Origin of the sequence: Psychroflexus planctonicus (genome assembly GCF_014640195.1) — a bacterium.
Classification (GTDB): Bacteria; Bacteroidota; Bacteroidia; order Flavobacteriales; family Flavobacteriaceae; genus Psychroflexus; species Psychroflexus planctonicus.
This window is the reverse complement of record NZ_BMGM01000013.1, coordinates 16648-29235: the sequence shown is the minus strand read 5'-3', so window position 1 is coordinate 29235 and position 12588 is coordinate 16648. Positions and strand designations below refer to the sequence as shown.

At 34.0% G+C, this 12588-nt stretch carries 12 protein-coding genes; 9 read left to right on the top strand and 3 right to left on the bottom strand.

The genetic code is table 11. From position 1 onward, the window contains the following. Positions 1-60 precede the first annotated feature (60 nt). Genes IEV72_RS12730 through IEV72_RS12715 form a run of 4 tightly spaced genes read left to right on the top strand, consistent with a single transcriptional unit; the run spans position 61 to position 4276 of the window. Entirely contained in the window at positions 61-2436 is a 2376-nt protein-coding gene (locus IEV72_RS12730) for a TonB-dependent receptor (RefSeq protein ID WP_229731922.1), read from the top strand. 1 nt (position 2437) lies between these two features. Then, complete coding sequence (locus tag IEV72_RS12725) at positions 2438-3253, top strand: DUF4249 domain-containing protein (protein WP_188459503.1); 816 nt, start codon at positions 2438-2440, stop codon at positions 3251-3253. Next, complete coding sequence (murQ, locus tag IEV72_RS12720) at positions 3253-4062, top strand: N-acetylmuramic acid 6-phosphate etherase (protein WP_188459502.1); 810 nt, start codon at positions 3253-3255, stop codon at positions 4060-4062. The genes IEV72_RS12725 and murQ overlap by 1 nt, the downstream gene beginning before the upstream one ends. Next, on the top strand, positions 4055-4276 hold the full coding sequence (locus IEV72_RS12715) for a DUF6095 family protein (protein WP_188459501.1): 222 nt from the start codon (positions 4055-4057) through the stop codon (positions 4274-4276). The genes murQ and IEV72_RS12715 overlap by 8 nt, the downstream gene beginning before the upstream one ends. 109 nt (positions 4277-4385) lie before the next feature. Here IEV72_RS12715 and IEV72_RS12710 read toward each other — a convergent pair whose 3' ends face one another. From IEV72_RS12710 to IEV72_RS12700, 3 genes are read right to left on the bottom strand one after another with little or no spacing between them, the layout of a single operon-like run. Then, on the bottom strand, positions 4386-4967 hold the full coding sequence (locus IEV72_RS12710; RefSeq protein ID WP_194428405.1) for a DUF6252 domain-containing protein: 582 nt from the start codon (positions 4965-4967) through the stop codon (positions 4386-4388). Positions 4968-5022: 55 nt separating this feature from the next. Further along, on the bottom strand, positions 5023-6345 hold the full coding sequence (locus tag IEV72_RS12705; RefSeq protein ID WP_188459499.1) for an MFS transporter: 1323 nt from the start codon (positions 6343-6345) through the stop codon (positions 5023-5025). 9 nt (positions 6346-6354) lie between these two features. After that, on the bottom strand, positions 6355-7206 hold the full coding sequence (locus tag IEV72_RS12700; protein ID WP_188459498.1) for a M48 family metallopeptidase: 852 nt from the start codon (positions 7204-7206) through the stop codon (positions 6355-6357). A 149-nt stretch (positions 7207-7355) separates the two neighbouring features. Between IEV72_RS12700 and msrB (IEV72_RS12695) the strand changes: the two genes are divergently transcribed. From msrB (IEV72_RS12695) to IEV72_RS12675, 5 genes are all read left to right on the top strand, one after another. Beyond that, on the top strand, positions 7356-7835 hold the full coding sequence (gene msrB / locus IEV72_RS12695) for a peptide-methionine (R)-S-oxide reductase MsrB (protein ID WP_188459497.1): 480 nt from the start codon (positions 7356-7358) through the stop codon (positions 7833-7835). Between the two features lie 6 nt (positions 7836-7841). Beyond that, positions 7842-8225, top strand: a complete 384-nt coding sequence (gene msrB / locus IEV72_RS12690) for a peptide-methionine (R)-S-oxide reductase MsrB (RefSeq protein WP_188459496.1) — start codon at positions 7842-7844, stop codon at positions 8223-8225. A 4-nt stretch (positions 8226-8229) separates the two neighbouring features. Continuing rightward, positions 8230-8760: a hypothetical protein gene (locus tag IEV72_RS12685; RefSeq protein WP_188459495.1), complete on the top strand. Its 531-nt coding sequence runs from the start codon at positions 8230-8232 to the stop codon at positions 8758-8760. Positions 8761-8876: 116 nt separating this feature from the next. After that, positions 8877-9989, top strand: coding sequence for a PQQ-dependent sugar dehydrogenase (locus IEV72_RS12680; protein ID WP_188459494.1), 1113 nt, complete (start codon positions 8877-8879; stop codon positions 9987-9989). 180 nt (positions 9990-10169) lie between these two features. After that, the gene (locus tag IEV72_RS12675; protein WP_188459493.1) at positions 10170-12581 is read left to right on the top strand and encodes an alpha-ketoacid dehydrogenase subunit alpha/beta; all 2412 of its coding nucleotides are present in this window, start codon (positions 10170-10172) and stop codon (positions 12579-12581) included. Positions 12582-12588: the final 7 nt, after the last annotated feature.

The window sequence follows — 12588 nt, the reverse complement described above, 5'->3', positions numbered from 1 at the left end:
ATTATTAATTTCTAATTCAACCACAAAGTTTGAAGGTCTGCTATATTTGTCAAAAAAAACTTGACACTCAAGCAACTTCTATTTTTTACATCCATTACCTTGTTTTGTTCACTTACAGCTGTATCTCAAAATGTTCAGTTAAGCGGTACTGTTTACAACCAAGAAGAAAAACAGCCTATTTTAGGAGTAAATGTTCAGGTTAAGGAAACTAAATTTGGAAATGTTTCTGATTTTGATGGAAAATTTGAAATTAACTTACCAAAAGGGACCTATAACATAGCTTTTTCATATTTAGGTTTTGAAGAACAAATACGAGAGATTGACCTTAAGGAAGATACCGAATTGGAAATATATTTAGTCCCTCAAGATGAACAACTAGATGAAGTGCTTGTACAAGAAAATATTGAAAAAACTGAAATTAGAAGTGCTAGCATGAGCACAAATCGGTTAACAGCAGAAACCATTAAACAAATTCCTGTTGTGCTTGGTGAAGCAGATGTAATTCGGTCTTTAATACAACTGCCAGGAATATCAAACACTGGAGAAGGTTCTTCTGGATTTAATGTACGAGGTGGAAACGCAGGACAAAATTTAGTTTTGGTAGACAATGCTACCATTTTCAACTCTTCTCACCTATTTGGATTATTTTCAATTTTTAATCCCGATGCCATAAAAGATTTAAGTTTGTATAAAGGCGGTATACCTTCCAATTTTGGCGGTCGGGTTGCTTCTGTATTAGATATTGAACAACGACGCGGAAATACTCAAGAATTTAAGGGCGAAGCTAACTTAGGAATAGTTTCTAGTAAATTATTGTTAGAAGGACCCATTCAAAAAGACAAAAGTTCTTTTTTAGTGAGTGGAAGAAGTTCTTATGCGCACTTATTTCTTCAATTAGCAGACAATCCGAATTCGGCCTATTTTTATGATGTAAATGCCAAATTCAACTTCATTCTAAATGAAAAAAACAACATTTCTGCTTCTGCTTATTATGGAAGAGATGTTTTCGACATAAGTGATAATTTCATCAACATATTTGGGAGCTCATTTATTTCAACTCGATGGAACCATACTTTTAATGATAATATTTTCAGTAATTTAAGCTTCATTGTAAACGATTATGTTTATGATTTAGAAATAGACACCGCTGGTTTTGTTTTTGAAACTGGACTTAGTAACATCAATTTAAAATACGATTTTAATCATCAATTAAACAACAATATTAATTTAACTTACGGTATAGATACATTTTTACACGAATTTAATCCAGGAATAATAAAACCCAACAATCCTTTTTCTAATATAAATCGAAGAGTTCTTGATAAGAAATTTGCTTGGGAAAATGCAATATACATAGGAGCAAATCAAAATTTAAATGAACAAATTCAGCTTCAATATGGATTGCGAATTAGTAGTTTTTATAGACTAGGACAAAATGGTTTTGCTAATTACGAAAACAATCAGCCCGTTTTGTATAATTCAGATATCGGTATTTATGAAGAAGCACCCATTTTAGAAAGCGAAGACATTTCCAGAAGCCAATCAATACAAAGTTACCATAATTTAGAACCTAGATTTTCTATGTCTTACAGCTTTAATGACAATCAATCTGTAAAATTAGGTTACCATAGAATGGTGCAAAATTTACATTTAATTTCGAATACCTCAGCTCCTACTCCATTTGATATTTGGGCACCTAGCGGACCCTATTTAAAGCCACAAAAAGCAGATCAAATAGCTTTAGGTTATTTTCAAAATTTTAAAGATGAAGCCTTTTCTTTAGAAACAGAAGTGTACTATAAAGAAGTTCAAAACAGTTTCGACTTTATAAATGGGGCCAACTTAATTGCAAATAACAACATTGAACGAGTATTACTAAATGGTGAAGGAAGAGCTTTTGGCTGGGAATTCTTATTGAAAAAAAATACAGGAAAACTCACAGGATGGCTAGCTTATACTTTGTCTAGAACAGAACAGCGAACTCCAGGAAGAACAGCTGATGAACCTGGAATTAATAATGGAAATTGGTATTTAAACAATTTTGATAAAACACACGATTTATCACTGGTAGCCAATTATCAGTACAATAAAAAATGGTCTTTTAATGCTAATTTTGTTGTGCAAACCGGCTTACCGGTTAATTTTCCTGTAGGACAATATCAGTTTCAAGACTTAACAATTCCAGTATACGAAGGCAGAAACCTAAACCGTTTGCCTACATTCCATCGATTAGATATTTCGGCTACCTTAGTGCCAACTAAAAATGAAAATAGAGATTGGAAAACATCCTGGTCTTTTGGAATTTACAACGTATATAACAGAATGAATGCAGCAGCAATAAACTTTAGACAAAACCAAGAAACGGGTGCCAACGAAGCAGTTAGATTATCTATATTTGGAGCAGTACCTTCAGTTTCTTACAATATTAAGTTTTAAAATGAAACATGTACATCATTTATTAATTTGCATGAGCCTCTTGATTTTTACTTCTTGCTTAGACGTAGTAGAAGTAGATTTAGAAGAAGCCACACCACGCGTAGTTTTTGATGCTAGTATGAAATGGGAAAATGGTGAAGCAGCAAATGAACAGACTATTCAAGTTAGCCGAACGCGAAACTTTTTTGAAGATGAAATTGATTGGGTAAGCGGTGCAAACATTCAAATTGTAGATCCTAACAACACTATTGTTAATTTTGAAGAAGTTGAACCAGGACAATATAAAACCGATGCTTTTTTGGCTGAAATTGATGAAGAATATCAACTTGAAATTGAATTAGAAGGAAAGTCTTACCAAGCTAATGAAGCTTTTGTAAATAGAACAGTTATAGATACTATTGTACAAGGCGAAGATGGAGGATTTACAGGCGGTGAAAAAGAAGTTATTGTTTACTTCATGGATAATGTAGAGGAAGAAAATTATTATTTAACCCGTTTCAATACAGACTTTCTTGCTTTTCCAGAAGTAGATTTGCAGTCTGACGAATTTAGTAATGGAAACCGAATGTCTTCTAGCTTTTCTGATGAAGATTTAGAAAGTGGTGACCTTGTAGAAATTGAATTTTACAGCATTAGCAAAGCCTATTACGATTTTTTATTTAAATTATTATTGCAAACGGGTTCAGCTGGTGGTCCGTTTCAAGCACAACCAGCTACTGTGAGAGGAAACATTATTAATATTAATGATTTTGATGATTATCCTTTTGGATACTTTAGTTTATCAACTTTTGAAAAAGTAAGTTTTACAATTGAATAATGGAAGATTTTGAAAAAACAACAGAGCAAGACTCACTTTACAATAACCTCGAGCAGATGGAAGTGAGCGAATGCTTGCAGGCCATTAATCAAGAAGACCAAAAAGTTGCTATAGCTGTTAAAAAAGTAATCCCACAAATTGAAGCTTTGCTAAAAGCAGCTGTAAAACAATTAAAACTTGGCGGAAGATTATTTTACATAGGTGCTGGAACTAGCGGAAGACTTGGAATTTTAGATGCTAGTGAATGCCCGCCTACCTTTGGTGTTCCAGCCGAATTGGTAACTGGAATTATAGCTGGTGGCGATCAAGCCATTAGAAAAGCTGTAGAAAAAGCAGAAGACAATCAGCAACAAGCTTGGAAAGACTTAACCACACATCAAATTTCTGAAAAAGACGTAGTAATTGGTATTGCTGCATCGGGAACTACACCCTATGTTGTCGGTGGAATAAAAGATGCTAAAAAACATGGAATAATTACAGGATGTATTACTTGCAACCTAAACAGTCCTTTAGCTAATGCAGCGCAATTTCCTATTGAAGTAAATGTAGGACCTGAATTTGTAACTGGAAGCTCCAGAATGAAAGCAGGAACTGCTCAAAAAATGATTTTGAATATGATTAGCACTACAGCTATGGTTCAATTGGGAAAAGTGAAAGGGAACAAAATGGTAGACATGCAGTTGAGCAATGAAAAACTGAACAAACGAGCAATTGAAATGCTGGTTAATTTGAAAAATGTAGATGCACAAGAAGCTAAAAATTTACTCCAAAAGCACGGAAGTGTAAGAAAAGCATTAGAAAATGAGTAATAAAAAAGAAGTGCTTGGTAAAGGAATTCGGTATTTAGCCGTATCCTTACCATTGTGTTTTTTAGGTCCTTCTATTTTATATAGTTCGTTTAATAACCAGGATAAATTTTTATTTATACCCGTTTTAATTTTAGGCCTTTTAATAACTTTTGCGGCGGGTTACTGCATTTTTAAGGGAATAAAAACGCTAATGAAAGCCTTATTTGATTACTAAAAACCTATTCTCAGAGAAAAGACTAAAAATCATCTAACTTTAAATCTAGGTTGCTTTAGTGAGAATTAAAACTAAAGGTAACCAACTCAAAAAAAAATAATAAAGTAGATTATTCTTCACCGTCTTCGCCACCACCTTCGCCGTCGCCAGGACCTTCTTCACCATCGCCAGGTTCACCGTTTCCAGGAACTTCAACTTCTGTAACTTCAACAAAACGAATTTCGTCTAAAATACCGTTTGTCATCTCTATGTCTTCAGCAAGACCAACAAATTCAGAAAGTATTCCTTCAAAATTACCAGAAATTAGTCCAATTTCTTCATTGTAGTTTGTAATGGTTAATTCTCCAGAAGTTGCTGTATAAAAAGGCTGACTAACATTTCGGTTGGCGGTATACGTAACAAAAATATTCTCACTAGAATTGGATAGTTCATAATTTCCTGTAGCTGGTTCAGCAATAGTAATACTAAATTCTTGATTTCCATTTCTGCCAGAAATTAATAACCCATCTTCGTCTAAAATTGCTGTAATATCTTCACCTACATAAAGTGTTTCATCTAAATTAACTTCAAAAGTTGCATTTTCATTTGGGTCTTCAACATCATTGCCAGCTTCTCCAAAATCGCCTTCCAAAGGTTCGTTATCACAACTTATAATTGATAATGAAAAACATATCACTAAAAATGAATACATGTATTTATACATAAGCTAAAACTTCTAATTTGGTGGTAAACTTAATTAATTTAATTTAAATACGAGCAAGCTTGGGTATGCGTATCAGTAAAAAAATACCTATTCCAAAAAATACAGCTAAAAAAATCACTGAATTACGCATGCTATCGGTAAGTTGACTAATTATACCAAAAATAGACATGCTAAAAACAATTCCAATTTTTTCGGTTACATCATAAAAACTGAAAAAAGAAGTTGTCTCTTTGGTTTCTGGTAAAAGTTTAGCATAGGTAGACCGAGAAAGTGATTGAATGGCACCCATAACCAAACCAACAAAAAACGCAGCGATGTAAAAATCGGTGGGTGTTTTCATAAAAAAAGCATAGACACAAATACAAACCCAAATTGAATTGATGTAGATCAAAACTAAAATATTTCCAAATTGCGTGGCTAACCTAGCGGCTATATAAGCGCCTGCTATTGCTACTAACTGAATAAGTAAGATACTAATTATTAAACCCGTTGTTTCATCTTGGCCTGACCAGTTAATTTCTTCAATTCCAAAATAAGTAGCAACCAGCATGATAGTTTGTACCGCCATACTATACACAAAAAAAGCACCCAAATATTGATGTAAAGTAGGAATGCTTTTTATCTGGTTAAATACTTGTTTAATTTCTTTAAAACCGTTGAAGAAAATTTCTTTAGAATATGTGTTTTTCTTAAAACTCTTTGGTAAGTAAACATAAGAGTATTGGCTAAAGCCAATCCACCAAATTCCTGTTAGCACAAAGGAAAGTCGTGTGGGTTGAGCGGTATCTTCAAAACCAAAAGTTTCGTAATTCATAATCATTGCAAGACATAATAACAAAAGTAAAACGCTTCCTATATAACCTAAACTAAAGCCTAAAGCACTTGCTTTGTCTTGTTGATTTTTATAAGCTATATCGGGTAAATATGAATTATAAAACACAATACTTCCCCAAAAACCAATTAGTCCAAAAAAGTAAAATGTTAAGCCAATTTCTATATTTTCTAAGTTAAACCAGTTCAAACCAATACAGGAAAACGCTCCTAAGTAATTGAAAAACTTCATGTATACACGTTTGTTCCCAATATAATCTGCTATTCCAGAAAGCAAAGGACTTAAGATAGAAATACAGACAAAAGCAAAGGCGGTTACATAACTTATAAGAGAATCGTTATTTATACTAAAACCTAAAAATTCAACTTGATCATCAATCACTTGACCTTTTTCATTTTTTACTAGAGTCAGAGCTCCATAAAAAATTGGAAAAATAGCAGATGAAATAACAAGACTGTAAACAGAATTTGCCCAGTCGTAAAAAGCCCAGGCGCGTATTAACTTAGAATGTCCTTTCGGAAGTGGTTTTGCCATACTAGAATTCTATTGCTCACCTACAGGAACATTTTCTTTAAAATTAGTCACACCGAATTTTTCAGCTTCATTTTTAGCAACGCTAGACAATTTATTTAAATTATCAATTCTGTTCTCTGTTGAAGGGTGAGTACTTAGAAACTCAGGTGGATTATTTCCGCCAGAAGCTTTATCCATTCGTTTCCAAAGTTCAGCTCCTTCCTCCGGGTTATAACCTGCAATAGCCATTAATGTTAAACCAATTTCGTCTGCTTCGGTTTCGTGTTTTCTACTAAAAGGAAGCATTCCTAAGTATTGAGATCCTAAACCATATGCTAGATTAAAATATTCTTGTTGTTGCTGATCTTCAGAAAAAATAGCGCCGCCAACCATGCCTAAGCTTTGTTGAACTGCACCTGCACTCATTCGTTGCTGCCCATGATTAGCCAAAGCGTGTGCTACTTCGTGACCCATAATAGTTGCAATACCATTTTCATTAGCTGCTACGGGCAAAATACCAGTGTAAAAGGCAACCTTACCACCAGGCATTGCCCAAGCATTTACTACGTTTTCATCAATTAATGAAAATTCCCATTTGTAATTTTCAGTATAGTTTTTATAACCATTGGCATCAAGCCATTTTTCGGCTGCACTAGCAATATCGTTCCCAATACGTTTGATCATTTCAGAATTATCAGTATTTTTAATAATGGTACTTTCTTCTTTAACTTGCTCATATTGTTGAAAAGACATGGGTAAAATTTGATTATTTGGCACCAAAGCCATGGTCTTTTTTCCAGTAAAAGGATTGGTAGCACAATTGGAAACCAACATAAATACAATAAACGTTAAGAAAAATTTAGTTGAAAACGATTTAAACATAGCATTAAATTTTAAACAAAGTTAAGCGATTCTATACTTCATGCATAATTTCATATATTATAATTCAACATTTAAATTACTTTTTAGAATTGACCTCCAATAAATAACTATTTTTACAAATAGGCATACTTTTTGAAAACAACATAAATATGAAAAAATTATACTTACTTTTTACACTCGTTATTTTGGCTTGCAATACTTCTGCACAGCAAGAAACAAAATCTGATCAGGACTTCGAAATATCTAAGACCGAAGAAGAATGGAAAGCAGAATTATCTGAACTGGAATTTTACGTATTGCGTAAAGCAGGAACAGAAGAAGCATTTACAAGTTCGTTAAACAATATAAAAGAAGCTGGAACATTTGTTTGTGCTGCTTGTAGCAATCCACTTTACAAAACCAAACATAAATTTGATAGCGGCACAGGCTGGCCTAGCTTTGACAGAGCAATTGAAGGTAGCCTAGCCTACTCTGCAGATCGAAAACTTGGCTATAAACGCGATGAAGCTTTATGTGGAAAATGTGGAGGTCATTTGGGTCATATTTTTAACGATGGACCCAGAGAAACTACAGGAGAACGGCACTGCATAAATGGTGCTGCTTTAGATTTTATACCCGATGAAAAATAAAAAAGAATGAAAAAACAAGAACAAGAATGGAAAGAAAAACTTTCTGAAGAGCAATATAAAATTTTAAGAGAAGCGGGTACGGAACGGCCTTTTACAGGTGAATATAATATGCATTTTGAAGATGGAACGTACAAGTGTGCAGGCTGTAACACTCCCTTATTTACAAGCAATACTAAATTTGATAGCGGTTGTGGCTGGCCTAGTTTTGATGAAGCCATTAAAGGAAGCATAGAATATAAACAAGACAGAACACTGGGAATGTTACGTACCGAAATAGTATGCGCCAATTGCGGTGGTCATCTAGGTCATGTTTTTGATGACGGACCAACAGAAACCGGTAAAAGATACTGCGTTAATTCGCTAAGCTTAAATTTTAACTCTAAAACCTAACATCATGAAAAAAATTGGAACATTAATCTTAAGTGTAATATTATTCGTTGCTTGTACTGGCGACACTGGACCTCCAGGACCTCAAGGACCAAATGGAATTAATATTTTAGGAAGTGTGTTTGAAGTTACCGTAAATTTCACTCCACAGAATAATTATTCAGCTCTAATTGATTTCCCACAAGAAATAGAAGTTTTTGAATCTGATGTAGTTTTGGTTTACCGTTTAGAAAATGTAATTCCAGATTCTACAGGACCAATAGACGTATGGTCACTTTTGCCAAGAACTTTTTATCTTGATAACGGTTCGCAAGTAGCCTATAATTTCAATAATACATTTTTAGATGTAGAATTGTTTTTAGAAGGGAATACAAATTTTTCGAACTTAGACACTTTTTATACTTTAGATCAAACTTTTAGAATTGCAGTATTACCAGCTGATTTTGCAAGTAATCCGGATCTAGATTTACACGATATTGAACAAGTCATACAAAGTTTAGAAATGCAACAAGATAATTTTAGCATACAAAAGCTTTAAGCATTTTAGTTTTCAAAACCGTTTCAGCTCAAAGTTTGAAACGGTTTTTTTGTATATTTTTTATTTCATTAACGTATATAAACTCATCTATTTGTAATTTGCTAAAAAATAAAAACATGCGTACATTATACTTAAGCTTGCCCATTTTCCTTTTTACTTTTTTTGCTTGTGCACAAAAAGACGAAGAAATTATAGATGTAGAAGAAGATTACGAATATGAAATAGTTACCGACCAACTGGAAATTGCATGGGGTATCGATTTTTTTGAGGATGGAAGCTTCTTAGCTACAGAAAAAGAAGGTAATTTATACTATCATAAAAATGGTGAATTAAAAGAAATTGGTAATGTACCAGCCATTTTATTAAAGGGTCAAGGTGGATTAATGGATGTGAAAATTCATCCCGATTTTAAAAACAATCAATTTATCTATTTAAGTTTTGCTGATGAAGGGGAAAATGATGGCGAAGGAAACACAAAGATTATTCGTGCTAAATTTGATGGGAATCAGCTAAAAAATATAACTGAAATTTATAAAGCCGAACCCAACACAAGTAAACCCTATCATTTTGGAAGCCGAATAGAATTTGATGATGAAGGTTATTTATATTTTTCTGTTGGAGACCGCGGTAATAGAGACGTAAACCCACAAAGTATTGAACGTGATGGTGGTAAAATTTATCGCCTTCATGATGATGGTAGCATTCCAACCGATAATCCATTTGTAAATGAAAGTGGAGCCAAAAAAGCAGTTTTCTCCTATGGACATAGAAATCCACAAGGCATGGAAAAGAATCCTATGACAGGCAAAATATGGGTTCATGAACACGGACCAAAAGGTGGAGATGAAATTAATATTATTGAAGCAGGAAAAAATTATGGTTGGCCTGTAATTAGTTACGGTATAAATTACGATGGAACAAGTTTTACAGACGAAACATCAAAACCTGGTATGGAACAACCTATTCACTATTGGGTGCCTTCTATAGCGCCAAGCGGAATGACTTTTGTGACTTCTGATAAATATCCCGAATTGAAGGGAAATTTATTGGTGGGCTCGTTGAAATTTCTGTATTTAGAGCATTGTGTATTAGAAGGCAATACAGTTGTAAAAAGAGAGCGTTTGCTTAAAAATTCTGGAAGATTAAGAAGTGTAAAACAAAGTCCTGATGGATACATTTACGCCGGAATTGAAGGTGTTGGTATTGTAAAGATTCTTCCTAAATCTTAATGCATTCAATTTATTTACTAATTCCATAATATTTTCATTTTAAATAGAGAATATTTTAAGTATATTCAACTAAATGCATTTTTTTTATCGAAAATGCATTTTTTTATGCTTACATCTTATTTCAAGTATTGAATATGTGAGTTAAAAATCGTACTTTCGCAAGACCTTAAAATTGACGTTATGCCAGATATTTCCACAAAAAAAGACGAACTTTCCTTTGAAGATTTCAAAAAAGAAGTCCTTCAAGACTATAAAATAGCAGTTACAAGCAGAGAATGTAGTTTGCTAGGTAGACGCGAAGTACTAACTGGCAAAGCCAAGTTTGGAATATTTGGAGACGGTAAAGAAGTACCTCAACTTGCGTGGGCAAAATCTTTTAAAGATGGAGATTTTAGATCGGGTTACTACCGCGATCAAACCTTTATGATGGCTATTGGTAAATTAAGTATAGAAGAGTTTTTTGCTGGTTTATATGCCAATACAGATATTGAACAAGAACCCATGTCAGCAGGTAGACAAATGGGCGGTCATTTTATGACGCATTCGTTAAACGAAGACGGCAGCTGGAAAAACCTTACCAAACAAAAAAATTCGAGTGCAGATATTTCTCCAACAGCTGGACAAATGCCAAGACTATTAGGCTTGGCGCAAGCTTCAAAAGTATATCGCGCTGAAAAAAATATCGATAGCGAGTTGTTTTCAAAAAATGGAAATGAAATTGCTTGGGGAACTATTGGTAATGCAAGTACAAGTGAAGGTTTGTTTTGGGAAACCATCAATGCAGCTGGCGTTTTACAAGTACCAATGGTAATTAATGTTTGGGATGACGATTACGGAATTTCAGTTCATGCTAGACACCAAACTACCAAAGAAAATATTTCTGAAATCTTAAAAGGTTTTCAACGTGAAGAAGGAACCAATGGATACGAAATTTTAAAAGTGAATGGCTGGGATTATCCTGCACTAATTGAAATCTACCAAAAAGCAGAAAAATTTGCTCGAGAAGAACATGTTCCTGTATTAATTCATGTGGTAGAGTTAACTCAACCGCAAGGTCATTCTACTTCTGGATCGCATGAAAGATATAAAAGCAAAGAGCGATTAGAATGGGAAAAAGAAAACGATTGTAATTTAAAAATGCGTCTATGGATGCTAGAAAATGGATTTGCAACCGAAGAAGAACTAAACCAACTAGAAAAAGACATTAAGAAACAAGTTCGCGATGGTAAAAAAGCGGCTTGGACAGCTTTTGGCAAACAAGCCAAACAAGAAAACAAAGATGCCATTGCTTTACTTACAGACTTAGCAAATGCTAGCGAAAACAAAGCCTTTATCCAACCACTTGTAAATGAATTAAAAGAAAACAGCGAACCTTTAAAATCAGTTGTTATTGCTACAGCTAGAAAAGCTCTGCGTTTTGTTAGAAATGAAAATTTTGAAGCAAAAACAAAGCTAATTAATTGGATGAAGGACTTTAAAACTCGCATTCAACCACAATACAGTAGTCATTTACAAAGTGAAAGCCAGTGGCAAGCAACCCAAATTGAAGCTGTAGATCCAACTTACGATGCAGATGCAAAAGAAGTAGATGCGCGTGTTATTTTACGAGACAACTTTGATAAGATTTTTGAAAATAAACCTGAAACGCTAATCTTTGGGGAAGATTCTGGAGAAATTGGAGATGTTAATCAAGGCCTAGAAGGTTTACAAGAAAAATATGGTGCAACGCGAGTTTCAGATACAGGAATTAGAGAAGCAACTATATTAGGTCAAGGAATTGGAATGGCTTTACGAGGCTTGCGCCCCATTGCTGAAATTCAGTACTTAGATTATATTTTATATGCACTGCAAATCATGAGTGATGATTTAGCAACCACAACGTATAGAACAGCTGGGAAGCAAAAAGCACCGCTAATTGTGCGTACGCGTGGTCACCGATTAGAAGGAATTTGGCATTCAGGATCGCCAATGGGTGGAGTTTTAAATTTAATTCGTGGTGTGCATGTTCTAGTACCTAGAAACATGACTAAAGCAGCAGGTTTTTACAATACACTTCTAGCAAGCGATGAGCCTGGATTAATTGTGGAATGTTTAAATGGATACCGTTTAAAAGAAAAAATGCCATCTAATTTAGGTGAATTTAATACGGCTATAGGTCAAGTTGAAACCATTAAAGAAGGAAGCGACATTACTTTGGTTTCATACGGTTCAACTTTACGAATTATTATGCAAGCTGCTAAGGAACTTCAAGAATTAGGTATTGATGCAGAAGTAATTGATGTACAATCTTTAGTTCCATTTGATTTAAACCATGATATTGTAAAAAGTGTTGCTAAAACCAATCGTTTACTTGTCATCGACGAAGATGTTCCAGGTGGAGCTTCTGCTTATATTTTACAAAAAATTGTAGACGAGCAAAATGCATATATGCATTTAGATAGTAAACCACAATGTTTGTCTGCAAAAGCACATCGACCACCTTACGGAACCGATGGAGACTACTTTTCTAAACCATCAGCAGAAGATGTATTTGAACAAGTTTACGCTATTATGCACGAATGTAAACCAAATGAATTTCCGAAGTTAATGTAGGTAGTTT